The sequence below is a fragment of the Cupriavidus sp. DB3 genome (assembly GCF_020418465.1).
GTDB lineage: Bacteria > Pseudomonadota > Gammaproteobacteria > Burkholderiales > Burkholderiaceae > Cupriavidus > Cupriavidus cauae.
The window spans coordinates 262,690-287,000 of the sequence record NZ_JAIZPL010000003.1 but is presented as its reverse complement, the minus strand read 5'-3'; the positions used below and the strand labels follow the sequence as shown (position 1 = coordinate 287,000).

22 protein-coding genes are annotated in these 24,311 nt (G+C 68.3%); 7 read left to right on the top strand and 15 right to left on the bottom strand.

The genetic code is table 11. The features are described from left to right. Window positions 1-151: 151 nt before the first annotated feature. Complete coding sequence (locus K7G19_RS25075) at window positions 152-781, top strand: response regulator transcription factor (protein ID WP_370639526.1); 630 nt, start codon at window positions 152-154, stop codon at window positions 779-781. A gap of 27 nt (window positions 782-808) precedes the next feature. On the opposite strand, the gene K7G19_RS10940 is transcribed toward K7G19_RS25075, so the two are convergent. Together K7G19_RS10940 and K7G19_RS10935 are read right to left on the bottom strand one after the other, a co-directional pair. Next, a complete protein-coding gene (locus K7G19_RS10940; protein WP_149316743.1) occupies window positions 809-1,252 on the bottom strand; it encodes a GNAT family N-acetyltransferase in 444 nt (147 codons plus the stop codon). Window positions 1,253-1,521: 269 nt separating this feature from the next. Then, window positions 1,522-2,172: a LysE family translocator gene (locus K7G19_RS10935; RefSeq protein ID WP_150083349.1), complete on the bottom strand. Its 651-nt coding sequence runs from the start codon at window positions 2,170-2,172 to the stop codon at window positions 1,522-1,524. Window positions 2,173-2,474: 302 nt separating this feature from the next. Between K7G19_RS10935 and K7G19_RS10930 the strand changes: the two genes are divergently transcribed. Next, window positions 2,475-3,698 (top strand): MFS transporter, encoded by a 1,224-nt coding sequence (locus K7G19_RS10930; protein WP_226107247.1) that lies wholly within the window; start codon window positions 2,475-2,477, stop codon window positions 3,696-3,698. A gap of 21 nt (window positions 3,699-3,719) precedes the next feature. Here K7G19_RS10930 and ant(3'')-Ib read toward each other — a convergent pair whose 3' ends face one another. Beyond that, window positions 3,720-4,520 (bottom strand): aminoglycoside nucleotidyltransferase ANT(3'')-Ib, encoded by an 801-nt coding sequence (gene ant(3'')-Ib, locus K7G19_RS10925; RefSeq protein ID WP_226107658.1) that lies wholly within the window; start codon window positions 4,518-4,520, stop codon window positions 3,720-3,722. A 243-nt stretch (window positions 4,521-4,763) separates the two neighbouring features. Further along, window positions 4,764-5,684, bottom strand: a complete 921-nt coding sequence (locus K7G19_RS10920) for a LysR family transcriptional regulator (protein WP_226107246.1) — start codon at window positions 5,682-5,684, stop codon at window positions 4,764-4,766. Between the two features lie 117 nt (window positions 5,685-5,801). On the opposite strand from K7G19_RS10920, the gene K7G19_RS10915 reads away from it, so the two are divergent. Together K7G19_RS10915 and K7G19_RS10910 are read left to right on the top strand one after the other, a co-directional pair. Next, the gene (locus K7G19_RS10915; protein ID WP_226107245.1) at window positions 5,802-6,809 is read left to right on the top strand and encodes a zinc-binding alcohol dehydrogenase family protein; all 1,008 of its coding nucleotides are present in this window, start codon (window positions 5,802-5,804) and stop codon (window positions 6,807-6,809) included. Window positions 6,810-7,105: 296 nt separating this feature from the next. Beyond that, entirely contained in the window at window positions 7,106-7,882 is a 777-nt protein-coding gene (locus tag K7G19_RS10910) for a M48 family metallopeptidase (protein WP_226107243.1), read from the top strand. Between the two features lie 164 nt (window positions 7,883-8,046). Here the strand turns inward: K7G19_RS10910 and hutG are convergent, their stop codons facing one another. The 11 genes from hutG to K7G19_RS10855 form a co-directional block, all read right to left on the bottom strand. Further along, on the bottom strand, window positions 8,047-8,862 hold the full coding sequence (gene hutG / locus K7G19_RS10905) for an N-formylglutamate deformylase (protein WP_149316735.1): 816 nt from the start codon (window positions 8,860-8,862) through the stop codon (window positions 8,047-8,049). A 157-nt stretch (window positions 8,863-9,019) separates the two neighbouring features. Next, window positions 9,020-10,411 carry a formimidoylglutamate deiminase gene (locus K7G19_RS10900; RefSeq protein ID WP_226107241.1) on the bottom strand — a complete coding sequence of 464 codons (1,392 nt, stop codon included), beginning with the start codon at window positions 10,409-10,411 and terminating at the stop codon, window positions 9,020-9,022. Continuing rightward, window positions 10,401-11,702, bottom strand: coding sequence for an imidazolonepropionase (gene hutI, locus K7G19_RS10895; protein WP_149316733.1), 1,302 nt, complete (start codon window positions 11,700-11,702; stop codon window positions 10,401-10,403). Before hutI ends, K7G19_RS10900 begins: the two co-directional genes overlap by 11 nt. Further along, complete coding sequence (locus K7G19_RS10890; RefSeq protein WP_149316732.1) at window positions 11,699-12,352, bottom strand: HutD family protein; 654 nt, start codon at window positions 12,350-12,352, stop codon at window positions 11,699-11,701. The genes hutI and K7G19_RS10890 overlap by 4 nt, the downstream gene beginning before the upstream one ends. Further along, on the bottom strand, window positions 12,349-14,049 hold the full coding sequence (hutU, locus tag K7G19_RS10885; RefSeq protein ID WP_226107238.1) for a urocanate hydratase: 1,701 nt from the start codon (window positions 14,047-14,049) through the stop codon (window positions 12,349-12,351). Before hutU ends, K7G19_RS10890 begins: the two co-directional genes overlap by 4 nt. A 136-nt stretch (window positions 14,050-14,185) precedes the next feature. After that, window positions 14,186-15,778, bottom strand: coding sequence for a histidine ammonia-lyase (gene hutH, locus K7G19_RS10880; RefSeq protein ID WP_149316730.1), 1,593 nt, complete (start codon window positions 15,776-15,778; stop codon window positions 14,186-14,188). Between the two features lie 137 nt (window positions 15,779-15,915). Next, window positions 15,916-16,713, bottom strand: coding sequence for a histidine utilization repressor (gene hutC, locus K7G19_RS10875; protein WP_226107236.1), 798 nt, complete (start codon window positions 16,711-16,713; stop codon window positions 15,916-15,918). Window positions 16,714-16,789: 76 nt separating this feature from the next. Next, entirely contained in the window at window positions 16,790-17,569 is a 780-nt protein-coding gene (locus K7G19_RS10870; RefSeq protein WP_149316729.1) for an ABC transporter ATP-binding protein, read from the bottom strand. Continuing rightward, on the bottom strand, window positions 17,566-18,450 hold the full coding sequence (locus tag K7G19_RS10865) for an ABC transporter permease (RefSeq protein WP_149316728.1): 885 nt from the start codon (window positions 18,448-18,450) through the stop codon (window positions 17,566-17,568). The genes K7G19_RS10870 and K7G19_RS10865 overlap by 4 nt, the downstream gene beginning before the upstream one ends. Window positions 18,451-18,465: 15 nt before the next feature. Next, complete coding sequence (locus tag K7G19_RS10860) at window positions 18,466-19,446, bottom strand: ABC transporter substrate-binding protein (RefSeq protein WP_149316727.1); 981 nt, start codon at window positions 19,444-19,446, stop codon at window positions 18,466-18,468. Window positions 19,447-19,956: 510 nt separating this feature from the next. After that, window positions 19,957-20,922 carry an NAD-dependent epimerase/dehydratase family protein gene (locus tag K7G19_RS10855; RefSeq protein ID WP_150083358.1) on the bottom strand — a complete coding sequence of 322 codons (966 nt, stop codon included), beginning with the start codon at window positions 20,920-20,922 and terminating at the stop codon, window positions 19,957-19,959. A gap of 9 nt (window positions 20,923-20,931) precedes the next feature. Here K7G19_RS10855 and K7G19_RS10850 point away from each other — a divergent pair, with 9 nt between their 5' ends. The 3 genes from K7G19_RS10850 (at window position 20,932) to K7G19_RS10840 (ending at window position 24,245) form a co-directional block, all read left to right on the top strand. Continuing rightward, window positions 20,932-21,987 carry a CDP-6-deoxy-delta-3,4-glucoseen reductase gene (locus K7G19_RS10850; RefSeq protein ID WP_149316725.1) on the top strand — a complete coding sequence of 352 codons (1,056 nt, stop codon included), beginning with the start codon at window positions 20,932-20,934 and terminating at the stop codon, window positions 21,985-21,987. A 356-nt stretch (window positions 21,988-22,343) separates the two neighbouring features. Then, window positions 22,344-23,531 carry an acetylornithine transaminase gene (locus K7G19_RS10845; protein ID WP_150083359.1) on the top strand — a complete coding sequence of 396 codons (1,188 nt, stop codon included), beginning with the start codon at window positions 22,344-22,346 and terminating at the stop codon, window positions 23,529-23,531. A 237-nt stretch (window positions 23,532-23,768) separates the two neighbouring features. Further along, window positions 23,769-24,245 (top strand): nuclear transport factor 2 family protein, encoded by a 477-nt coding sequence (locus K7G19_RS10840; protein ID WP_226107234.1) that lies wholly within the window; start codon window positions 23,769-23,771, stop codon window positions 24,243-24,245. Window positions 24,246-24,311 lie beyond the last annotated feature (66 nt).

Here is a 24,311-nt window from a genome sequence, read left to right as displayed (position 1 = left end):
CGGATCGCGGAACGGGTTCAGCGTAAGCGTCCTTGACATTTAAACCATCGTCCATCAAACCTTCCATCAGGGACCATAACGGAACGGCCTGACTCGGTCGGGCACCTTCCGGCAAATCGACAAACGGTCTCTACAGTGGCGGGGAGGACCAATGCGTGCGCTGCTGATTGTGGAAAATCCCACGCGACAAACGGCGCTCGCCGATTGGCTGCGGCGTCACCGCGATGTCGAACTGGTTTCCTGCATCGGTTTTTCCGAACTCGAAACGCTGTGCAGCCAGTTGGCCGAGCATGGGGCGCAACTTCTGATCATGGCGAAAGCCCCTTCGTACGAGCTTGCCATGGCGCAATTGGAAAAGGCGTGGCATTGCGCGCGCGAATTGCCGATCGTGCTGTTGCCGTGCCTGGAGCAAATCGATGGGAACGCCGCCGACCACAGGCAGGCTGCGTTCGAGCATGCCGTGCGCGTGATATCCGCGGGCATTCGTCCCATGCCACAGCCATCGGCGTTGGGCGACGCGTTCGCCGACGCAGAGGAGGAAGCGCGCAAGCTCGACCTGACACTGCGTCAATACCAGATACTGGTGCTGCTTTCGATGGGGCACCAGCAAAAGGTCATCAGCCGCATGCTGGACATCTCGCTTGCGACAGTCAAAAGTCATTCGGGGCAGCTGTACCAGCGCCTGGGCGCGCGCAACAAGGCGGAAGCCATCTATGCCGCGCGCCAGCGCGGCGCGCAACTGGCGTGGCCCGATGTGCAAGCACCGGACAAGCCGGCCTGACACGTTGCATGGCCGCGCCTCGATGCGTCAATCAAGACGGCGGCACATGCAGTATGTCCTTGCGCTGAAACGCCGGTGGAAGTCCCTGGCGATCCGGATCTCTTCCGGCAATTGCTCCGGGGAACTGAGCGAAAAGCCGTATCGCGCAAAGAAGCTTGGATGCCTGTTGGTAAACAAGGCAGCGGATTTGCAGCCATTGGCGCGGGCGCGCATCAGCACGGCGCCGACGAGATGTGTCGCGATCCGTTGGTCGCGATATTCGGGAAGAACGGCGACTGCGCGGATGACGACCGTTTCGCCATGAATCTCGCCGCATACGCAGCCGATCGGCTGTTTGCCAAGCATGGCGAGGTGATACAGATGGGTCGATGCTTCGGCTACCTTGTACTTCAGACTGCAGATATCGAGCACCTCCAGGACTGCTGCCAAATCGACCGCCTTGGCGGCTCGAATTCTCACGCCCCTGATCATTCCTTGCACTCCGCTACGGGGACGCGTCTCGATGCTGCATCGATGATGCCGAAACGATGCAGCCCTGCATCCCGTCGGGCAAGGATGGCGCAATTGGCCGCGCCTAACCACTATCCATAGGAATACTTGATTTTCTCGGCGAGCCGCTTAGAGTCGGAATGTGCGAGATGAAAATCGCATCGCCATCAAGGCCATCAACAGAGGAAGGACGCCGCGCGATATCCGGTTGTATCGACGCGGCAATTCCAATTCCATGTGGACCGCGGCCGTTATTTCTTGCCGTTCCCCGCAAACGCCGCCGTAATGCCCAGCCCGATCAGCAGCGAGCCACCGACGTAGCGCTCGAACGTCAGATACCCGCGGCTATGCCGCAACCAGCGGCCCGCCGCGCTCGCGGCAAACGCGTAGCACGCATCGCTGACCAGGCCGAGCAGCGTGAACAGCAATCCCAGGAACACGATCTGCATCGCCACGTGGCCGCGGCCGACATCGACGAATTGCGGCAGGAAGGCCAGGAAAAACAGCGCGGTCTTCGGATTGAGCAGATTGACGATGAAGCCGTCGCGGAACAGCCGCGCATAGCGGCGCTGCTGCGGTACGGCATCGACGGCGACGGGCGCCGGCCGGCCGAAGATCTTCTTCAGCCCGAGCCAGATCAGATAGGCGGCACCGGCATACTTCAGGATGCTGAACGCCACGGCCGACGAGGCAAGCAATGCAGACAGGCCCAGCGCGGCGGCCAGCACGTGCACCAGCGTGGCCGTATGGATGCCCAGATCCGATACCAGCCCGGCCTTGCGGCCCTGCTCCACCGATTGCGCAATGATGTACAGCACCGCGGGGCCCGGAATCACCAACAACACGAGCGCCGCGCTGACGAACAGAATCAGATTGCCTGTACTGGGGATGACGAATTCCATGGCTCGGTCTCCTGGTGGCGAGCATCGCTGGGAAGAAGAACCGTTACTCTACAGCAGGACCGAAATCGGGGCCGGTCATGCGCTGCAGCATGCTTTACCTTGTCGCGCCCAGGCGTTCCAATGGCGCGGTACGCGGCGAATTGCCTATCGGCAAAGACATTCTTTCCATCATCGATATTTAATCTTGTTTGCCGGTCGAGGATAATCCTCAAAGAATCGCCGCTGTCCTCCCGTCCCGGGATTTCCACCGACCCTGCGTCACCGTTCAGAAGTGGGAACCCAATTTTCTGCCGAGGTATGTCTTGTCAAACGTCGCCCCAGCCGCATTGAGTGATTCCGTCGCCGAACTCTCCGAACGCGAGCAGCGCGGCAACATCCTGCGGCTGACCGTCGCCCAGGCACTGGCCGGTGCGAATTCCGTCGTGGTCTATGCGACCGGCGCGATCGTCGGCGACATGCTGGCCCCGGACAAGACGCTGGCCACGCTGCCCATCTCGATCTTCGTCGTCGGCATGGCGGCGTGCATCCTGCCGACGGGCGCCATCGCGCGCCGTTACGGCAGGCGCGCCTCCTTCCTGGCCGGCACCGGCTGCGGCGTGCTGGTCGGCCTGCTGGCCGCCGCCGCGGTCGTGTGGAGCTCGTTCTGGCTGTTCTGCCTGGCGACGTTCTTCGGCGGCGCCTATGCGGCGGTGGTGCTGTCGTTCCGCTTCGCCGCGGCCGACGGCGTCTCGCCGACGCTGCGTCCGCGCGCGCTCTCGTTCGTGATGGGAGGCGGCGTCGTCGCCGGGGTCGTCGGCCCGCAACTGGTCACGCACACCATGCATCTGTGGCCGCAGCACATGTTCGCGGCGACCTTCGTCATGCAGGCCGTCGTCGCGCTGGTGTCGGCGCTGGTGCTGTGGGGCGTGCGGCTGCCGATGCCGACGGCGGCGGAAGTCGCCAGGGGACGGCCGTTGTCGGCGATCGCGCGCCAGCCGCTGTTCGTCACCGCGGTCATGTGCGGGGCCGTGACCTACATGCTGATGAATTTCCTGATGACGGCGGCGCCGCTGGCGATGCATCTGTACGGCCATTCGCAGGAGAACGCCAACCTCGGCCTGCAGTGGCACGTCATCGCGATGTACGCGCCCAGCTTCTTCACGGGACGGCTGATTACCCGCTTCGGCGCGCAGCGCGTCGTCTCGGCCGGCCTGCTGCTGACCGGGATCTCCGCGGCGATCGGCCTGACCGGCATCGACGTGGCCCACTTCTGGCTGACCTTGATCCTGCTGGGGCTGGGCTGGAACTTCGGCTTCGTCGGCGCCTCGGCGCTGGTGCTGGAGTGCCACCGGCCCGAGGAAAAGACCAAGGTGCAGTCGCTGAACGACTTCATCGTCTTCGGCACGATGGCGATCGGCTCGTTTGCCTCCGGCGGTCTATTGGCCGCGTACGACTGGGATACCGTGTTGTGGGTATCGTTCGTGCCGCTGGCCCTCGCGGTCGCGGCGCTGATCGTGATGGCCGCCCAGGTCAGGCGCACCGCCTAGCGTGGCGGCCTGGGCGATCAGTCATGCCTTGACGCTGTCGTGGAGCGTTCGCGCGATGGCCTGGCTGACCTCGCTCACCCATTCGCTGACGTCGGCCCGACATTCGTGCCAGGCTTCGTCGGCGACATGACCGCGATACGCGTCGCGCGCCGTCGCCAATAACGCGCGCCGCTCCGGCGGCAGACGCGGCAGCAGCCAATCGGCCGCCGCGTCCTTCGGCACGATGTCGCCCGTGGCAACCGTGACCCACATGCGGGCCAGCGTCAGCATGACGTTGCGTTCGTCGCCGCGGACGTTGGCCACCAGCCCCGGCAAGCTGTCCGCCATCGCGCGCCGGATATCGGCGTAAGGAATCGCGGGGAGAAATTCGGCAAGCCCCGGCCCCATCAATGCGCGGTGACTCTGCAAGGCCGTGGCCAGCACCAGCGTCAGATCGGGATCGGCGGTCGGCGCCGGCACCACGCCCGCTGCGAAATCGTCGCGCAGCCATTCGCCGTAGACGAAGTCGCTCCGCGCCGGGTGGCGCCACGGGGCGATGTCGCCGAGCACGACGACCGTGACCTCGGCATTGCGGGCCGGCCCCCGCCCCGCGCGCGCGCCGGAGACTTCCATCAACGCGGCCACCAGATCCTCGCGGCTCTGCCGGGACATCGTTCGATGCGTCAGCACCAGCAGGTCGACATCGCTGTCCGGCCGCAGCCCGCCTGCAATGGCGGAGCCGAACAGGTACGCGCCGGCGATGTCGTCACCCAGCGCGCGGACCACGACATCGAGAATGGGCTGGACTTCGATCGGGACGGGGTCGTTCGCAGGCGGTGGCATGGTGCAGTGTCGTCGTTGGGGCGTCGGGTCGTTGTTCGCCTCGTTCAATGGCACAGCAATCCTAGCGCGCTGTCGGCGGTAACGAGGCCGCCGACGCTATCGCGACGAGCCTTCAACCGCTGCAGACCGCGCGGTGAACAGGCCGGCTAATCACCGCATAACGTGCGGCGAATCGGCCCGCCAATCACCGCATCCCTTGCGGTGACAGTCCGACCACCACCGCGGCCACCCTGGATGCCGGCGTCACGCCATCACTTCCGCATACTGCGCTGTCAATCCCGCGCATCGCTCCTTCAACAACGCCTGCAATTGCCGCACGGCCGGGGAGAACTGCTTGCGGTGCGGGCAGACCAGTTGCAGCGGCGTGCTTTCGCCCGGCTCGTGCGGCAGCAGCACCGTCAGGCGGCCGGCCTGCACGTCGCCGCAGACGTCGAGCCACGACTTGTAGGCGATGCCCTCGCCCTGCACCGCCCAGCGGCGGACCACGTCGGCGTCGTCGGTGTACAGGCTTCCCTTGACGGGGATCAACCGGGGGCCGGCCGCCGTCTCGAACGGCCATTTGTCGTAGACGCGGCCGCTCAGGTGGTACAGCAGGCATCGATGCGAGGCGAGGTCGTCGAGCGATTGCGGACGGCCGTGCCGGGCCAGATAGGCCGGCGAGGCGATCAGCACGCGCCGGTTCTCCGGCGCGAGCGGCAGGGCAACATAGCTGGCCTCCTCGATACGGCCGTAGCGGATGGCGACATCGACCGGATCGCGGAATACGTCTGTGACTTGGTCGGACAGATAGAGCCGCAGCGTCAGGTCGGGATGCGTGCGGCGGAATTCGGTGATCCAGGGCAGCAGCACATTGCGGCCGAGATCCGACGGCGCCGTGACGCGCAGCAGCCCGCTCAGCGCCGCACCGTCGCCGCGCAGCCTGTCGCGGCCCTCGTTCAGCGTGGCCAGGACTTCCTGCGCGTAGGGCAGGTAGCGCTCGCCCTCGGCGGTCAGGCGCAGGCTGCGGGTCGAACGGGCGAACAGCCGGATATCGAGATCTCGCTCGAGCCGCTTGACCGCGGCGCTGACCTGCCCCGGCAGCAGATCGGCCTCGCGCGCCGCGCTGGAAAAGCTGCCGAGGGCGGCGCTGCGCACGAACAGGGTCAGGTCTTCGAGGCGGATCATTTTCACTCGCGGAGAGAAAGTGCTGGCGGATTTTACCGCTTACCGGATAGGCCGCAGCGGAGCAAGATGGCGTCACTGTCCATCCAAACCCTCCCCTCAAATCACGGAGCCGCCCACATGAAAGCCATCGCCTACCTGCAGCACGGCCTGCCGATCGACGATCCTGCCGCGCTGATCGACGTCGATCTGCCGATGCCCGAGCCCGGTCCACGCGACCTGCTGGTGCAGGTGCGGGCCATCGCGGTCAATCCTGTCGATACCAAGGTCCGCGCCTCGTCCGCCGTCGCCGCGCTGCGCGTGCTGGGCTGGGACGCTGTCGGCAAGGTCGTCCGCGCGGGCAGCGCGGTCACGCTGTTCGCGCCAGGCGACGAGGTCTACTTTGCCGGCTCGATCACGCGCTCGGGCAGCAATGCCGAGTATTGCCTCGTCGACGAACGCATCGCCGCGCGCAAGCCCGCTTCGCTGTCGGACGCCGAAGCCGCGGCGCTGCCGCTGACGACGATCACCGCATGGGAACTGCTGTTCGACCGGCTGCGCGTTCCCGAGCACGGCGGCGCGGGTGAGCATCTGCTGATCGTCGGCGCGGGCGGCGGGGTCGGCTCGATCCTGACCCAGCTGGCCCGCCAGCTGACCGGCCTGACCGTGATCGGCACGGCCTCGCGTCCGGAGACGCGCGACTGGGTGAAGTCGCTGGGCGCCCATCATGTGATCGACCACACGAAGCCGCTGCGCGAGGAACTGGAGCGCATCGGCGTGCCGCAGGTCGAGCACGTTGCCAGCCTGACCCATACCGGTCAGCACTACCCGCAGCTGATCGACGTGCTCGCGCCGCAGGGCCAGCTTGCCGTGATCGACGACCCGGCCACGCTCGACGTCATGCCGATGAAGCGCAAGTCGCTGTCGCTGCATTGGGAATTCATGTTCGCGCGGCCGATGTACGAGACGCCCGACATGATCCGCCAGCACGAACTGCTGACCCGCGTCGCGCAACTGATCGACGCCGGCACGATCCGCACCACGCTCGGCGAACACTTCGGCACGATCAACGCGGCCAATCTGCGCCGCGCCCATGCGCTGATCGAAAGCGGCCGCGCGCGGGGCAAGGTGGTGCTGGAAGGGTTTTGAGCGCGGACGGGAGGCTTTCGCGCAAGCGCCGTCCGCGCTGCGTGGAGCTGCATCGCCCGCCGCGATATGGGTGAGTCCAAGAGCCTCATGTCGCCGAAACGGGAAAATGGCGACAGGTCCGACGCTCATGTCGCCGCCAGCGACATATCGACGGGACGTGTCGCCAAAACGCGATTTTTGCGACATGACGGGGGATCTTGTGCCGAATAATTCACCCTACGTCGGACATCGTCCGCTACCGCCGTGCGGTTTCGCTGCGTATGCTGCTGGATTTCCCAGCACCGAGAGGAACCGTCATGACTCCAGCCTCGCCCCGCCGCACCGCCTTCCGCGTCAAAGCCACCCTGCTCGCGACCTTCACCGCCGCCCTGCTGGCCGGCTGCGCCGGCGCCAACATGCAGGGCCTGACGCAGGCGGGCGGCAGCCTGTTCACCGCCGCGACGCTCAGCGACGCCAATATCAAGACGCTGTCGGACCAGTCCTGCGCCGAGATGGACAAGAAGAACAAGATCGCCGCGCCGACCAGCACCTATGGGCAACGGCTGACCAAGATCATGGCGGGCCTGCAGAACACCGGCCTGCCCCTCGACGCCAAGGTCTACGAGACCAAGGAGATCAATGCCTGGGCGATGGCCAACGGCTGCGTGCGGATCTACAGCGGGCTGATGGACATGATGACCGACGACGAAGTGCGCGGCGTCGTGGGGCACGAGATCGGCCACGTGGCGCTCGGCCATACCAAGGCGGCGATGCAGGTCGCCTACGCAACCGCGGCGGCGCGCGGTCTGCTCGGCTCGGCGGGCAGCGCCACGCTGACCGCGCTGTCGTCGTCGCAAGTGGGCGAGCTGGCCGAGACGCTGGTCAATTCGCAGTTCTCGCAGCGGCAGGAAACCGCGGCGGACGACTATTCCTTCGATCTGCTGACGAAGAACAAGTCCAATCGCCAGGCGCTGGTGACGGCCTTCCGCAAGATGGCGGCGCTCGACGGCGGGCAATCGAGCATGCTGAGCACGCACCCCGGTTCGCTGCAGCGCGCCCAGCATATCGAGGAGCGGCTGCGCAGCGGGAAGTAACGGCGGCCTGCGTCAAGTTGGCCTGATGCGTTGGCCGGATAGGTTGGCCCGATACGTTGGCCTGATGCGACGGCCCGCGATACGAAGAGCTTCGATGAGAGACGGGACACGCCGTCTCTCATCGGCACATGTCATGGCGACATCAGCGCGCCATCATCGCGCCATCAACGCGCCTCGACGAAGGCCAGCACGGCCTCCAGCATCCGCCGCAGCGTCGGCTGCAGCTTGCCGGCCAGCGCCTCGTCGTAGTCGAACGGATATTGCTCGCGCATATAGGTGCATTGCGACAGCTCGAGCTGGATCGCATGCACGCCCTGCGCGGGCTGCCCGTATTGGCGCGTGATATAGCCGCCCTTGAAGCGGCCGTTCAGCACCGAGGTATAGCCCTGGGCTTCGGCGGCGATCTTCGCCACCTGCTCGGCCAGCCCCGCATCGCAGCTCGCGCCGTTGGCGGTGCCGAGATTGAAGTCGGGCAGCTTGCCGTCGAAGAAGCGCGGCAGCACCGAGCGGATCGAATGCGCGTCCCACAGCGCGATCGTGCCGTGCTCGGCGCGCAGCCGCGCCAGTTCGCCGGCCAGCGCATCGTGATAGGGACGCCAGACCGCGTCGCGGCGCGCGAAGATCTCGGTCTCGTCGGGACCCACGCCGTTGGCATACACCGGCGTCTTGTCGAAGGTATCGACCGGACAGAGCCCGGTGGTGTCCTGGCCCGGATACAGGTTGGCGTTGTCGGGCGGGCGGTTCAGGTCGACCACATAGCGCGAGTGCGTCGCCATCAGGACCGACGCGCCGAGCTCGCGGGCGAAGCCGTAGAGCCGGTCCATGTGCCAGTCGGTGTCCGGCACGGTACGCGCCTCGTCGGTCAAGCGGTCGGCGACCGACGGCGGTAGATACGTGCCCACATGGGGCATCGAGATCAGCAGTGGGCGCGTGCCACGCTGCAGCGTGAAGGCCGGGGTATCGGTGGAGAAGGAAGTCATATTGCTGCTACGAGTGGCATCGCGACCGGCCAGTTTCGCTTTGCTTGTCGCTTGTCGCTTGTCGCGTGTCGCGTGTTGCGCGGGGCCGGTGGCGATATCAGGTTTCGTGGGGAATGCGGTCCGCGGCGCGTAGGCGTCGGCGTGGGCGAGCCCGTCGTCATGGCGCCAGCAGGCTGGCGCGCGCGCTGGCGAAGGCCGCGCCCGCCTCGGCCTGCAAGGCATGGACGCCCCGGTGCACGCGGCAGCGTCCCGCGCTGCGGACTTCCGCTAGTGTCTCATGTCCGTGATTGGCGAACACGTGCACGGCCAGCGCCTGCTCGCCGCGCAGGCCCGCCAGCGTCGGATGGCTGCCGTCCAGCACGACGAAATCCGCCTGCTGTCCGATGGCCAGGCCGCCGACCGCGCGTCCCGCAGCACGCGCCCCGCCGGCGACCGCATCGAGATAGAGCCGGTCGGCCACCTGCGGATGCCGGCTCGACGCGAGCACGTTGCGCTTCTGCAGCGCGAGCCGCTGCCCGTATTCGAACAGCCGCAGTTCCTCGCTGACGCTGACGCTGGCATGGCTGTCCGAGCCGATGCCCCACGCCCCGCCCTGTTCCAGATACGGCGCGGCATCGAACACGCCGTCGCCCAGGTTCGCTTCGGTGGTTGGACAGATGCCGGCCACCGCGCCGCTGTGCGCAAGCCGCCGGCGCTCGTCCCAGTCCAGATGCGTCGCATGCACCAGGCACCAGCGCTGGTCGACCGGCGCATGGTCCAGCAGCCAGTCGACGGGACGGGTGCCGCACCACGCCAGGCATTCGTCGACCTCGCGCTGCTGTTCGGCGATATGGATATGCACCGGCGCCGTTGGGTCCATCGCATGCAGGCCCGCCACCGCCGCACGCAGGCTGTCGGGCGGCACCGCGCGCAGCGAGTGCGGCGCGAGGCCAAGCCGTGCCGTGCCCGTGCACGCCGGCGCGAGCCGCTGCAGCAGCGCCAGCATCGCGTCCGTCTCGTGCAGGAAGCGGCGTTGCTCTGCCAGCGGCGGCTTGGGGCCGAAGCCCGCGCTCTGGTACAGCACCGGCAGCAGCGTGATGCCGATGCCGGCGCGCTGCGCAGCGCGCAGCAGCCGCAGCGACATCTCGGCCGGATCGGCATAGGGCGTGCCGTCGGCCTGGTGATGGACATAGTGGAATTCGCAGACGCTGGTATAGCCCGCGCGCAGCATCTCGACATAGAGCTGCGTCGCGATCGCCTCCAGCGTCTCTGGCGCGAGCCGCAGCGCAAAGCGGTACATCAGCTCGCGCCAGCTCCAGAACGAATCGTCGGCCGCCGAGCGGAATTCGGTCAGGCCGGCGAAGCCCCGCTGGAAGGCGTGCGAATGCAGATTGGTCATGCCCGGCAGCACCGGGCCGACGGCGCGCGGCGTGCCGGCCGACGGCGTGGCGTTAGGCGTCACCGCGGTCAGCCTGCCATCGGCGTCCCAGCTCAGCAGCACATTGCCGGCCCAACCGTCAGGCAGCAGCGCCTCGGCGGCGAACAGCGTGGAATCGAGGTCAGGCTTCATCGCGAAACTCCTGCGGGGCCGAAGAGGCGGGTCCGAAGAACACGCGCCCCTGGCGTACCACCGCGGCGAGCGGGTTGCGGCCGAACCAGTAGGCCAGCTCGGCCGGCGAATCGATGCGCCACAGCGCAAGATCCGCGCCGCGGCCCGCGGCCAGCAGCCCATGCCGATCGCTGGCGCCCAGCGCGCGCGCCGCGTGCGTGGTGACGCCGGCGAGCGCCTCGGGCACCGTCATGCGGAACAGCGTGCAGGCCATGTTGAGCATCAGCAGCAGCGAGGTCACCGGCGACGTGCCGGGATTGTGGTCGGTCGACAGCGCGATCGGCACGCCGTACCGGCGCAGCAGCGCGATCGGCGGCAGATGCGTGTCGCGCAGGAAATAGTAGGCACCGGGCAGCAGCACGGCGACGGTCCCCGCCTCGGCCATCGCCGCGACGCCGGCCTCGTCCAGATGCTCCAGATGATCGGCCGACAGGGCGCGATAGCGGGCCGCCAGCGCGGCGCCGCCGAGATTGCTCAGCTGTTCGGCATGCAGCTTGACCGGCAGGCCATGCCGGTGCGCGGCGTCGAACACGCGCTCGGTCTGCGCCGGCGAGAAGCCGATGCCCTCGCAGAAGGCGTCGACCGCATCGACCAGGCCTTCCTGCGCCAGGGCCGGCAGCATCGTGTCGCAGACCAGCGCGATGTAGTCGTCGGCGCGGTCCGCGTATTCGGGCGGCAACGCGTGCGCGCCGAGGAAGGTGGTATGCACCGCAACGCCGTAGGCCTTGCCGAGCCGCCGCGCGACGCGCAACTGCTTGCGCTCCGTATCGAGATCGAGGCCGTAGCCCGACTTGATCTCGATCGCGGTGACGCCTTCGGCCAGCAACGGCTTCAGCCGCGTCGCGGCCTGCGCGAACAGCGTGTCTTCGTCGGCCGCGCGCGTGGCCCGGACCGTCGACACGATGCCGCCGCCGGCGCGCGCGATTTCCTCGTAGCTGGCGCCGGCGAGCCGCATCGCGAACTCGTCGGCGCGCTGGCCACCGTAGACCAGATGCGTGTGGCAGTCGATCAGGCCCGGCGTGATCCACGCCCCGCCAGCATCGTGATGCGGCAGGCCGCGGTAGGCCTCGGGCAACACGGCCTGCTGGCCAAGCCATGCAATACGCCCCTGCTCGACGACCAGCGCGGCATCGCGAATGGCGTTGGCCGGATCGGCATCCGGCAGCAGATGGCAGCGATGCCAGACGCCGTCGGCCGACGGCGCGCCGGCCACGCTGGCATCGACAGCGAAGTCTTCAACGGACTGCGTCATGACGTGGTTTCCCTATCGGAGGATGACTGCGTCGATTGCAGCCTGACGACGAGGCAGCGGGCGCCCTCGCCCTCGTCCTGGGGCAGCCAGCGGAAGGCGCCGCCCGGCGGCAGCAGCATGCCGCTGCCGGCCGTCAGCACGCCCGCCTCGGCGTCCTGCGCATCATCGCAGTGCCAGCTGCCGGCCAGCACGTAGAGCACGACCGTCGTATCCGACTCCACCCCGGCGCTATCGATGGCCGCGCCGGTGGACGCCACGCTCGCGCGGCAGCGGCCGCGGCGCGTCATCACATTGAAGTCGCGCGTCGGCCCGCCCAGCAGCGTGGCGTCGACCGTCGCTTCGCCGGCAAAGGCGAACGGCTCGCCGACCGCCACCAAGCGATGATCGAAGCTGCCATCGCGCGCGTGCAGCCGCACGCCGTCGCCATCGAGCAGCACGATCTGGCGGTCGATGCCGGGGAACGCCGAGAACGGGCCGTCGGCCGCGATGTCGGCGATGCTCAGGCGCCAGTCGAATGCATCGAGCCCGGCGGCGGGCGGCCACGCGGCGATCTCGCGCGTGGTGCCGCCGCCGTTCTTCCACGGCATCGGCGTCAGCTCGTCCAGCGCAAAGCGCCGTGCTTGCGGGGATAGCGATGGCGCCGCGCTCATGCGCGATTGACCATCGGCAGGTTCAGCCCCTTCTCGCGCGCGCAGTCGATCGCGATGTCGTAGCCCGCGTCGGCGTGGCGCATCACGCCGGTGGCCGGGTCGTTCCACAGCACGCGCTCGATGCGGCGGGCAGCGGCATCGGTGCCGTCGCAGACGATCACCACGCCGCTATGCTGCGAGAAACCCATGCCGACGCCGCCGCCGTGGTGCAGGCTGACCCAGGTCGCGCCGCCCGCGGTATTGAGCAGCGCATTGAGCAGCGGCCAGTCGGACACGGCGTCCGAACCGTCCTTCATCGCCTCGGTCTCGCGGTTGGGCGACGCCACCGAGCCGCAGTCCAGATGGTCCCGGCCGATCACCACCGGCGCCTTCAGCTCGCCCGACTTGACCATCTCGTTGAAGGCCAGGCCCGCGCGATGGCGCTCGTCCAGTCCGACCCAGCAGATGCGCGCCGGCAGGCCCTGGAAGGCGATGCGCTCGCGCGCCATGTCGAGCCAGCGGTGCAGGTGCTTGTCCTCCGGGAACAGCTCCTTCATCTTGGCGTCGGTCTTGTAGATGTCCTCGGGATCGCCGGACAGCGCGACCCAGCGGAACGGTCCCTTGCCGCGGCAGAACAGCGGGCGGATATAGGCCGGCACGAAGCCCGGGAAGTCGAAGGCGTTCTTGACCCCCTCGTCGAAGGCGACCTGGCGGATGTTGTTGCCATAGTCCAGCGTCGGCACGCCCATCTGCTGGAAGGCCAGCATCGCCTTGACGTGTTCGACGATCGAGGGGCGCGCGGCCGCCTCGACCGATTTCGGATCGGCCTTGCGTGCCGCTTCCCACTGCTCGACGGTCCAGCCGGCCGGCAGATAGCCGTTGACCAGGTCGTGCGCCGAGGTCTGGTCGGTGACGATATCCGGGCGCATGCCGCCGGCCTGCGCGCGCTTGACCAGCTCGGGCACGATCTCGGCGGCATTGCCGAGCAGGCCGACCGAGATCGCCTGCTTGCTGGCGGTGGCCTCGGCGATCATCGCCAGCGCCTCGTCCAGCGTGGTGGCCTTCTTGTCCAGATAGCGCGTGCGCAGGCGGAAGTCGATGCGCGATTCCTGGCATTCGATCGCCAGCACGCACGCCCCGGCCAGCACGCCGGCCAGCGGCTGCGCGCCGCCCATGCCGCCCAGGCCCGCGGTCAGGATCCACTTGCCGGACAGGTCGCCGCCGTAGTGCTGTCGACCCGCCTCGACGAAGGTCTCATAGGTGCCCTGCACGATGCCCTGCGTGCCGATGTAGATCCACGAGCCGGCGGTCATCTGGCCGTACATCATCAGGCCGGCGCGATCGAGCTCGTTGAACTTGTCCCAGTTGGCCCAGTGCGGCACCAGGTTGGAGTTGGCGATCAGCACGCGCGGCGCGTCGGCATGCGTGCGGAACACGCCGACCGGCTTGCCGGACTGCACCAGCAGCGATTCGTCTTCGCCGAGGCGGCGCAGGCTATCGAGGATCGCGTCGAAGCATTCCCAGTTGCGCGCGGCCTTGCCGATGCCGCCGTAGACCACCAGGTCCTGCGGGCGCTCGGCGACGTCCGGGTCCAGGTTGTTCTGGATCATGCGATAGGCGGCTTCGATCAGCCAGTTCTTGCAGTGCAGCTGGGTGCCGCGCGGCGCGCGGATTTCGCGCTGGCCGCGGGCGAGGAATTGCTGTTCGTTGGCGTTCATGGTGGTCTCCTGCGAGCGGTATTCGGTTGCGTGTTCGGTTGCGTGTTCGGTTGCGTATTCGGTTGCGTATTCGGCTACGTATTCGGTTGCGTATGCGGTTTGCGGTGTTTCGGCATGCGAGCGTCAATGGCCGCGCTTATTGCGCTTCGCCCTGCGCCGGCAGCACGGCACGCACGGCCTGGGGCCAGCCCGCGCCGGCGTCGCCCTGCAGCACCCACTGCTTCATTGCCTCGATATCGGGCGCCAGGTAGCGGTCGACCTCGACGAAGTCGACGCGGGCGCGGATGCGCGCCAGTTCGGTCTCGACCAGCGGCGAGGACTTCAGCGGCCGATGGAATTCGATGCCCTGCGCGGCCGCCATCGCCTCGATGCCGACCACGACCGCGGTGTTCTCGGCCATGTCGCCGAGCCGGCGCGCGCCGTAGGTGGCCATCGACACGTGGTCCTCCTGGTTGGCCGAGGTCGGCAGGCTGTCGACGCTCGACGGATGCGCCAGCGACTTGTTCTCCGACGCCAGCGCGGCGGCGGTGACCTGCGCGATCATGAAGCCCGAATGCAGGCCCCCGTCGCGCACCAGGAAGGGCGGCAGGCCCGACAGGCCGGTGTCGAGCAGCAGCGCCAGGCGCCGCTCGGAAATCGCGCCGATCTCGGCCAGCGCCAGCGCGATGATGTCGGCGGCGAAGGCCACCGGCTCGGCGTGGAAGTTGCCGCCGGACACCACGTCGCCCTGTTCGGAGAACACCAGCGGGTTGTCCGACGCGGCATTGGCCTCGATCTGCAGCACGCGCGCGGCGTGGCGCAGATTGTCCAGGCACGCGCCCATCACCTGCGGCTGGCAACGGATCGAATACGGGTCCTGCACGCGGCCGCACTCGCGATGCGAGTCGACGATCTCGCTGCCGGCCAGCAGCTCGCGCACCGCGCCGGCGACGGCGATCTGGCCGGCCTGGCCGCGGGCGGCGTGGATGCGGGCGTCGAACGGCTTGACCGAGCCCTTGATGGCCTCGAGCGACAGCGCGCCCGCAACCAGCCCGGCGGCGAACACGTCCTCGGCGGCGAACAGGCCGGCCAGCGCCAGCGCGGTCGACACCTGCGTGCCGTTCAGCAGCGCCAGGCCTTCCTTCGGTCCGAGCTCGAACGGCTTGAGACCGGCATGCGCCAGCGCCTCGACGGCCGGCAGACGGCGGCCGTCGACGATAGCCTCGCCGACGCCGATCAGCGTGCACGACAGATGCGCCAGCGGCGCGAGGTCGCCGGACGCGCCGACCGAGCCCTTGGCCGGAATGCACGGCGTGACGCCGTGGTTGGCCAGCGCCAGCAGCGCCTCGATCAGTTCGGGCCGCACGCCCGAATGGCCGCGCGCCAGGCTGACGGCCTTGGTCGCCAGGATCAGGCGCACCGTATCGGCGGGCAGGTCGCGGCCGGTGCCGACGCTGTGCGACAGCACCAGGTTGCGCTGCAGCTCGGCCAGCTTGTCGTGCGGGATGCGCGTGTTGGCCAGCTTGCCGAAGCCGGTGTTGATGCCGTAGACCACCGCGTCGGTGTCGACGATCTGCTGCACGGTGGCCTGCGCGGCGCGCACATCGGCCCAGGCCGAATCCGCCATCGCCAGCTGGACCTCGCCGCGGTAGATGCGGCGCAGTTCGGCGAGCGAGACCTCGCCGGGATGCAGGGTCAGCGTGGGACGGGATTGGGAAGCGGCGTGTTGCACGGAGGATTGGGTTGTCATTGTATGGTCCTGTCTATACAGCTTGGTACGGCTTAAATCAGCTTAGGTCGAATCGTGGTCGAAGTCAGGTGCGGAAGCGCTCGGTTCGTTCGGTGGCGAGGGCAGCGCGGCTGCGGGCCGCGCCGCGGGCCGCCACGCTAGCCGAACGCCGGATTGCCATCGGCACGGAAGCGGCTGCCGAGGCGATAGCGGTTGCCGGGATGCAGGCAGCGCACGAAGGTCACCGGCGTGCCGGCGGTCCAGGTGCGCCGCGTCAGCAGCAGGCAGGGCTGGGTCACCGGCATCTCCAGCTGGCTGGCCTGCTCGGGCGTGGCCGCGACCGCGTCGACCACGTGCTCGACCTGGTCGTAGGGCACGTGCCGCAGCAGATATTCGCCCGGCTTGACGCCGCTGAAGTCCTGATTGATGAAGTCGGGCGCCACGCGCGGATTCACGTAGCGGTCCTCCAGCTGCACTGGCACGCCGTCCTCGCGATGCACGCATACCGAATGGAAGACCGACTCGCCGGTGCGCAGGTCGAGCGCCGCCGCCACCTCGATCGAGGCCGAGGCGCGCTCGACCAGGATCACGTCGCAGGCGTAGTCGTGCCCGCGCATGCGGATCTCGTCCTGCAGATTGACCACCGACAGCAGCGTCGACTGCGGCTTGTGCTCGGCAACGAAGGTGCCGACGCCCGCCACCCGCACCACCCTGCCCTGCTCGGCCAGCTCGCGCAGCGCGCGGTTGACCGTCATGCGCGACACGGCGAAGCGGTTGACCAGCTCCTGCTCGGACGGCACGCGATCGCCCGGCTGCCAGGCGCCGCTCTGGATCTGGCGCGCGATGTACTCCTTGACCTGCTGGTACAGCGCGGTCGGCGTGGCATCGGACGACGGGCGGTGGCCGTTGGCATCGGGACGGGTGGCGGGGCGGCGGGTGCCGGCTTCTACGGTCATGGTCGGTGGTTGCGTGGGTCGATGCGTCGGTCGATGCGTCGGCCGATGCGCAAGTCGGTGGGCTTCATTGGCCGCCTCAATGCTCGGCCGAGGCCATCGCCTCGGCACGGATCTCTTCGGTCAGCCGCGCCTTCAACGCCGAGAATTCCGGCGAGGTCTTGATCGTGTAGTGGCGCGGATGGGCGAAGTCGACCGCGATCTCGGTCTTGATCCGTCCGGGCCGCGCAGAGAATACCGCAACCCGGTTGGCCATGAAGATCGCCTCGTCGATATCGTGCGTGACGAACAGCACCGTCTTGCGCGCGCTCTCCCAGATGCCGAGCAGCAGTTCCTGCATCAGCACGCGGGTCTGGTTGTCCAGCGCGCCGAACGGCTCGTCGAGCAGCAGGATCTTCGGATCGTTGGCCAGCGCCCGCGCGATCGCGGTGCGCTGCTGCATGCCGCCCGACAGCTGCTTCGGATAGTGATGCTCGAAGCCGCGCAGGCCCACGCGGGCGATGAAGAAATCGCTGCGCTCGCGCTGCTCCGCCACGCTCATGCCGCGCTCGCGCAGGCCGAAGCGGACGTTCTGCTCGATCGTCAGCCACGGGAACAGCGTATAGGACTGGAACACCATGCCGCGGTCCGCGCCCGGTCCGGTGACCGGCTCGCCGTCGAGCAGCACGCGACCGGAGGTCGGCGCGTCGAGGCCGGCGACGATGCGCAGCAACGTCGATTTGCCGCAGCCGGACGGCCCGAGGATGGTGACGAAGTCGTTCTCGCGGACCTCGAAGTCCACCGGCAGCAAGGCCTGGGTCTGGCCACCGCGCGGATTGACGAAGGTGCGCGACACCTGCTGGATCGACAGCGCGCTCATTGGATGGTGCTCCACGGAAACAGCCGCTGGTTGGCGAGCTTGAACAGCAGGTCCGAGACCAGGCCGATGCAGCCGATCACGATGATGCCGAAGATGATCTGCCCGGTATTGAGCAGCGCCTGGCTGTCGGTGATCATGTGGCCGATGCCGGACGACGAGCCGATCAGCTCGGCGACGATCACATAGGTCCAGGCCCAGCCCAGCACGAGCCGCAGGATTTCGGCGATGCCGGGCGCGGCGCCGGGGATCAGCACGCGCTTGACGATGCCGGCGCTGTTGGCGCCCAGCGTGTAGGCGGCCTCGACCAGGTCACGGCGCGCGCCCCCTACCGTCACGGCGACCATCAGCACGATCTGGAAGAACGAGCCGATGAAGATCACCAGCAGCTTCTGCGTCTCGCCGATGCCGGCCCACAGGATCAGCAGCGGAATGAAGGCCGACGCCGGCAGGTAGCGGCAGAACGAGACGAAGGGCTCGAAGAAGGCTTCGGCGGCCTTGTAGGCGCCCATCAGGATGCCCAGCGGCACCGCGAGCACCGCGGCCAGCACGAAGCCGCCCAGCACGCGCCAGACCGTCATGCCGATGTCGCCGAGAAAGCCGTATTCGGTAAACAGCAGCCACGCCTCGCGCGCCATCGTCATCGGGTCGGCGAGGAAAGTCGGCGGCACCAGGCCGCCCAGCGTCACCGCGCCCCAGACGGCGAAGAACAGCACGAAAAAGCCCAGGCCCAGCACCCAGCGGGTGCGCGGCGCGACCGGGGTCAGCGGCGTCAGCCACGGATGGGTCCGGCGCGCACGCGGCGCGGCCGGCATCGTCCGGGCGGGCGCCGGGCTGTCGGGCGCGACGGCCCGCAGCGAATCGGCGTGCAACGGTTGTGTCATCGCTACTCCTGCCGCTTAGCGGATGAACCGCGGGTCGTACAGCGTCGTCACGTCCGGCACCTGGCGGATCACGCCGACATCGAGCAGCACCGCGGCGGCCTCCTTGCTGAACTGCGCCAGCTCGCCGGCGAAGAACTTGCGGTTGGCCTCGCGATCCTGCCAGCGCAGATACGAGGACGACTTGGCGAACTGCTCGGCGGTCTGCTTGACGGCCGCGCCCATGATCTCGTTGGACTTGGCCGGCTCCTTGCGGATCATCTCGAGCGCCTCGAAGTAGCCGTCGACCAGCGCCTGCGCGGCCTTCGGGTTCTCCTTCAACCATTTCGGCGCGCAGCCGAGCGTGTCCATCACCATCGGGTAGTCCAGCGTGGTGGCGAGGATCTTGCCCTTGTCGGGGTTCTGCCGCACGGTCGACAAGTACGGCTCGTAGGTCATCGCGGCGTCGTTCTGGCCCGAGACGAAGGCCTGCGCGGCCGCCTGCGGCGACAGCGTGGTGGTCTTGACGTCCTTGATGGTCATGCCGTTCTTCTTCAGCATCCACGCCAGTCCGAAATACGGCGCGGTGCCCGGCGCGTCGACGCCGATGGTCTTGCCCTTCAGGTCGGCGAAGGTCTTGACGTCGTTGCGCACCGCCAGCCCGTCGGCGCCATAGGACTTGTCGAGCTGCACGATCTGCGTGATCGGCACGCCGTTGGCATTCCACGCCACGTGGGTTTCCACCGTGGTCGCGGCGCACTGGATCGCGCCCGAGGCCAGCGCCAGATGGCGATCCTTCTGCGGAATCATCTTGATGTCGACGTCGACGCCGTGTTTTTCGAAGATGCCGGCCTTGGCGGCCAGCGTCAGCGGCGCGAAGCCGGTCCAGCCGCTCATGCCCAGCGCCACCTTGGTGGTTTGGGCCTGCGCCGCGCCGGCACCGGCGGCGAGCGCCACCGTGGCCAGCCAACCGAGCGCACGGCCGGCGCCCCCTTTACTCCCCAACTTCCGCTTCTGCATCTGCACTGTTTGGCTCCTTTGGTGTCGCGAACGGTGCCGCCGGCTGGCGGCCCGCCCGGGTCGTGCCGGCGTCCTCGGTCGGGGCGCCGGTCGGTTTCCGGGCAATGTAGCAATCCTGTATATACAAGTCAAGGCGACGAAACGTCACTACGGCACGCCGCCGAAGGGACGTCTCCAATGGCAGCCCCGGATCCCGGGCGTTGCTCGCAAACCCTGATAGGGAAAGCGATAACGGGCGATGCAAGGGATTGGCGGGGCCCGCGGCGGTCAGCCGGATCGGTATCCCGCACCAGGCTGGTGACCGGGCCGCACGGCCTGCGGGCATCGTGCCCCAATATGCTGTATAGACAGGGTGGCGGGCGTAAGCACGCAATCGCCATGCCATCGGGGGGCGGCGCTTGCCGCGGGGGTACGACGATTGCCGCGGAGGTGCCGCGCTTGCCGCGGAGGTGCGGCGCCTGCCCGGCGGTGCGGCACTTGCTGGGGTGTGTGCGCCGCTGGGCGCGGGGGTCAGGTCTCGAAGAAGTGGTGAACCGTCGGATAACGCAGCCGCAGCCGCAGCTCGCGCTTGAGCCGCGCGTTCTCGAGCCGGCGCGATTCGCTCATGAAGCTCAGCAGCGCCGGCTCGACGGCCTGGCGGATCTGCTCGCGCGACAGCCGGGGCGGCCGCGGCAGCCCGCGCCGGTCGGCCACCAGGTCGAAATAGTCGGCCATGCGCAGTTCGCTGTCGTCGCTGGCATGGACGACGCGCTGCGGCCGGCCGCGCAGCAGCGCGGCGATCATGGCGCGGGCCAGGTCGTCGGCGTGGATGTGGTTGGTGTAGACATCATCGTCGCGCACCAGCGCCGGCGTGCCCTTGAGCAGGCGCGCCACCGGCAGCCGGTCCGCGGCGTAGATGCCGGGAATCCGCACGATGCTGGCACGCCAGCCGCTGGCGCGGCCGAAGCTCCGCACCGCCCGCTCGGCGGCCACGCGGCGGCGTGCGCGCGCGGTCTGCGGCCGTACCGGCTGGGCCTCGCCGATGCGCGCGCCGCCGCGGTCGCCATAGACGCCGCTGGTGCTGGCGTAGACCAGCGCCGGCGCGCCGCCGCGAGTGGCCACGCCGGTCCCCCGTCCGGGCCGCTCGGGTAGAATGCGGGGTTCCCGCGCGGGGCGGCGCCATGCGCTGCGCCGCAGCGCCCGCAACAGGGCAACGGTACGTGGATCGTCATCGCCGCGCGCCGGCGGCGGCGCCAGGTGCAATACGCGATCGGCCAGGCCGCCCAGGCGCTTGAGCGTCGCCGGCTCGTCCAGATTGGCTACCAACGGCACCGCGCCGGCCGCCCGCAAGGCCGCCACGCGGCCGGGCTGCGAGGTCACGGCGAACACGCGCCAGCGCGGGGCAAGCATTTGCAGGCAACGCATGCCTACGTCCCCACAGCCCACGATCAGCAAGCGCGGGCGGGCCAGACGGGGTGGCGACAGATCTTTGCTCATCGAGAGATTATGGCTTATCAAGTAACCGTGCTGCCGAGCGGCCGCCAATTCGAGGCGGAAGCGAACGAAACCATCCTGTCGGCGGCGCTGCGTCAAGGCATCGGCCTGCCCTACGGGTGCAAGAACGGCGCCTGCGGTTCGTGCAAGGGCCGCGTCACCGCCGGCGACATCGTCCAGGGCGACCATGCCGCCTCCGCGCTGACCGCGCAGGAAAAGACCGAGGGCCGCGCGCTGTTCTGCTGCGCCAATGCGGCCTCGGACGTGACCATCGAATGCCGCGAGGTGCATGGCGCCGGCGATATCCCGATCAAGAAGGTGCCGTGCCGCGTGCAATCGCTGGAACGCGTGGCCGAAGACGTCATCGTGGCGAAGCTGCAATTGCCGGCCACCGAGCGCCTGCAATACCTGGCCGGCCAGTACGTCGAATTCCTGCTGCGGGACGGCAAGCGCCGCAGCTATTCGATCGCCACGCCGCCGCACGAGGAAGGCCCGATCGAACTGCATTTCCGCCATATGCCGGGCGGCGCCTTCACCGACTATGTGTTCGGCGCGCGCGAGGGCCAGCCGGCAATGAAGGAGCGCGACATCCTGCGCTTCGAGGGTCCGCTGGGCAGCTTCTTCCTGCGCGAGGACTCGGACAAGCCGATCATCCTGCTGGCCTCGGGCACCGGCTTCGCGCCGATCAAGGCCATCGTCGAGCACGCGGCCTACACCGGCATCACGCGGCCGATGACGCTGTACTGGGGCGGCCGCCGTCCGCGCGATCTCTACATGCACGCGCTGTGCGAGCAGTGGGCGCGCGAGCTGCCGAACTTCCGGTACGTTCCGGTGGTCTCGGACGCGCTGGCCGAGGACGAGTGGGACGGCCGCACCGGCTTCGTCCACCAGGCCGTGATGGCGGACTACCCGGATCTGTCGGGCCACGAGGTCTATGCCTGCGGCGCCCCGGTGATGGTCGAATCGGCGCGGCGCGACTTCACCGCCCAGTGCGCGCTGCACGAGGATGCGTTCTTCGCCGACTCGTTCACCTCCGAGGCCGACCTGCACCCGGCCGGCGTGGCCTGAACCAGGGCTCGCGGCGCGGCCCGGCTGGCTCCGCCGACCGGGTTGGCGCCCTGCCCTGCCCGCGCCGACGGCCCACGCCACGACCGCACCACGACCGCGCCACCGTTTCACGAGAACAACAATGACGATCCGGACCGCCACCGTCGTCTTTGACACTGGGGCGACTGCGTCTTATAGTTGGCCGCATGAACCACGCCAACATCCGACGCAGCTTCCGTACGTCGCATCCCGCCAGGGTGCCACGCGGCTGACCGTCGACAGCGTCTGTTCAGGTCATCAAGCCACGGGCAACCCCCGTGGCTTTTTTGTTTTGCCGCCCTTCCCTTTTCCTTGTTTGCCGATCTCTGGAGTCCGCCATGGCATTTGCTGAGTATCCCGTCCAATCGCTGATGTACATCACCAACCGGCCCGAGCTCGTCTTCACCGAGGGCAAGGGCTCGTGGCTGACGGACCATCAGGGCAAGCGCTATCTGGACTTCGTGCAGGGCTGGGCCGTCAACTGCCTGGGCCACTCGAACGAGGGCATGATCGCGGCGCTGAACGAGCAGGCCCGCAAGCTGATCAATCCGAGCCCGGCCTTCTACAACGAGCCGATGCTGCGGCTGGCCAAGACGCTGACCGACAACAGCTGCTTCGACAAGGTGTTCTTCGCCAACAGCGGCGCGGAGGCCAACGAGGGCGCGATCAAGCTGGCGCGCAAATGGGGGCGCAAGCACAAGAACGGCGCCTACGAGATCATCACGATGGACCACAGCTTCCATGGCCGCACGCTGGCGACCATGAGCGCGTCGGGCAAGGCCGGCTGGGACACGATCTTCGCGCCGCAGGTGCCGGGCTTTCCGAAGGCCCAGCTCAATGACCTGGCTTCGGTCGAGGCGCTGATCAACGACAAGACGGTCGGCATCATGCTCGAGCCGGTGCAGGGCGAGAGCGGCGTGGTGCCCGCCACGCGCGAATTCATGCAAGGGCTGCGCGCGCTGGCGGACAAGCACAAGCTGCTGTTCATCGTCGACGAGGTGCAGGCCGGCTGCGCCCGCTGCGGCACGCTGTTCGCCTACGAGCTGTCGAACGTCGAGCCGGACATCATGACGCTGGGCAAGGGCATCGGCGGCGGCGTGCCGCTGTCGGCCCTGCTGTGCAAGGCCGAGGTGGCGAGCTTCGAAGCCGGCGACCAGGGCGGCACCTACAACGGCAACCCGCTGATGTGCGCGGTGGGCAGCGCGGTGTTCGAGCAGCTGCTGGCGCCGGGCTTCCTGCAGCAGGTGCAGGAGAAGGGCGCGTATCTGCGCGAACAGCTGCTGGCGCTGTCGAACGAGTTCGGCCTGGCCGGCGAACGGGGCGAGGGCCTGCTGCGCGCGCTGATGCTCGGCAAGGACATCGGCCCGCAGCTGGTCGAGCAGGCGCGCGAGATGCAGCCGGAGGGCCTGCTGCTCAATTCGCCGCGGCCGAACCTGCTGCGCTTCATGCCGGCGCTGAACGTGACCCGCGGGGAAATCGACCAGATGATCGGCATGCTGCGGACGCTGCTGAAGTCGCTGGCCTGATCTTCTGGCGCCGGCCGTCTGCCGTCGTCCACGGCGCGATGGTCCGTGATGGTCGGCGATGGTCGGCGATGGTCGCCCGTGGTTCGGAAACGGGCCGCCCTGCTGCGATGGCACGGCGGCCTTTTTCTTTGGCTCCTCTCCGTAGCCTCCCTTCGTTCACCGCCACCCGCCGCGCGTGGGGACGACGGTAATATTCGCTTGCCTATACTGATGCCATCCAGGACCGGGAGAACAACAATGGGCGGTCGCCTCCATCCCCACAGGCGCGGGCTGGCTACCACGCTTGCCGTGGCCGCCCTGGCGCTCGGCACCCTGGCCGCCACACCGGCCGCGGCCGACGAGGCCGCCGACCACGCCGCCATCCTCAAGGCCGAGCAGGACTGGCTGACCGCCACCGAGTCCGGCGACCGCGCCGCGCTGGAACGCCTGCTCCATCCGACCTTCGTCAACATCTCGCCGCTCGGCGGCATGCGCAACCGCGCCGAATCGCTGTCCGCCGGCCCCCCGCCGCCGGGCTCCAGCCAGACGCTGACCGAACTGAAGGTACGCACGTTTCGCGACAGCGCGGTGGTCACCGGCGTCAACCGTTATCGGCCCAACGCGAAAGCCAAGCCGACGGACGTCGTCTTCACCGACGTGTTCGTACGCACGCCGCATGGGTGGCAGGTGGTGTCGTCGCACAATTCGATCCGGCCGGCGCCGGCGGAACGATAAAAAAAGCCCCATCCATGCAGGCATGGCGGGGCTGGCGACTGCACGGCGGCCCTTCGGCCGCCGTTT

Bases quoted from the DNA above. Each gene is read 5' to 3' on its own strand.
- K7G19_RS25075 (WP_370639526.1), top strand. From the start codon at position 152: ATGCGTGCGCTGCTGATTGTGGAAAATCCCACGCGACAAACGGCGCTC.
- K7G19_RS10940 (WP_149316743.1), bottom strand. From the start codon at position 1,252: ATGATCAGGGGCGTGAGAATTCGAGCCGCCAAGGCGGTCGATTTGGCA.
- K7G19_RS10935 (WP_150083349.1), bottom strand. From the start codon at position 2,172: ATGGAATTCGTCATCCCCAGTACAGGCAATCTGATTCTGTTCGTCAGC.
- K7G19_RS10920 (WP_226107246.1), bottom strand. From the start codon at position 5,684: ATGATCCGCCTCGAAGACCTGACCCTGTTCGTGCGCAGCGCCGCCCTC.
- K7G19_RS10915 (WP_226107245.1), top strand. From the start codon at position 5,802: ATGAAAGCCATCGCCTACCTGCAGCACGGCCTGCCGATCGACGATCCT.
- K7G19_RS10910 (WP_226107243.1), top strand. From the start codon at position 7,106: ATGACTCCAGCCTCGCCCCGCCGCACCGCCTTCCGCGTCAAAGCCACC.
- hutG (WP_149316735.1), bottom strand. From the start codon at position 8,862: ATGACTTCCTTCTCCACCGATACCCCGGCCTTCACGCTGCAGCGTGGC.
- K7G19_RS10900 (WP_226107241.1), bottom strand. From the start codon at position 10,411: ATGAAGCCTGACCTCGATTCCACGCTGTTCGCCGCCGAGGCGCTGCTG.
- hutI (WP_149316733.1), bottom strand. From the start codon at position 11,702: ATGACGCAGTCCGTTGAAGACTTCGCTGTCGATGCCAGCGTGGCCGGC.
- K7G19_RS10890 (WP_149316732.1), bottom strand. From the start codon at position 12,352: ATGAGCGCGGCGCCATCGCTATCCCCGCAAGCACGGCGCTTTGCGCTG.
- hutU (WP_226107238.1), bottom strand. From the start codon at position 14,049: ATGAACGCCAACGAACAGCAATTCCTCGCCCGCGGCCAGCGCGAAATC.
- hutH (WP_149316730.1), bottom strand. From the start codon at position 15,778: ATGACAACCCAATCCTCCGTGCAACACGCCGCTTCCCAATCCCGTCCC.
- hutC (WP_226107236.1), bottom strand. From the start codon at position 16,713: ATGACCGTAGAAGCCGGCACCCGCCGCCCCGCCACCCGTCCCGATGCC.
- K7G19_RS10870 (WP_149316729.1), bottom strand. From the start codon at position 17,569: ATGAGCGCGCTGTCGATCCAGCAGGTGTCGCGCACCTTCGTCAATCCG.
- K7G19_RS10865 (WP_149316728.1), bottom strand. From the start codon at position 18,450: ATGACACAACCGTTGCACGCCGATTCGCTGCGGGCCGTCGCGCCCGAC.
- K7G19_RS10860 (WP_149316727.1), bottom strand. From the start codon at position 19,446: ATGCAGAAGCGGAAGTTGGGGAGTAAAGGGGGCGCCGGCCGTGCGCTC.
- K7G19_RS10855 (WP_150083358.1), bottom strand. From the start codon at position 20,922: ATGAGCAAAGATCTGTCGCCACCCCGTCTGGCCCGCCCGCGCTTGCTG.
- K7G19_RS10850 (WP_149316725.1), top strand. From the start codon at position 20,932: ATGGCTTATCAAGTAACCGTGCTGCCGAGCGGCCGCCAATTCGAGGCG.
- K7G19_RS10845 (WP_150083359.1), top strand. From the start codon at position 22,344: ATGGCATTTGCTGAGTATCCCGTCCAATCGCTGATGTACATCACCAAC.
- K7G19_RS10840 (WP_226107234.1), top strand. From the start codon at position 23,769: ATGGGCGGTCGCCTCCATCCCCACAGGCGCGGGCTGGCTACCACGCTT.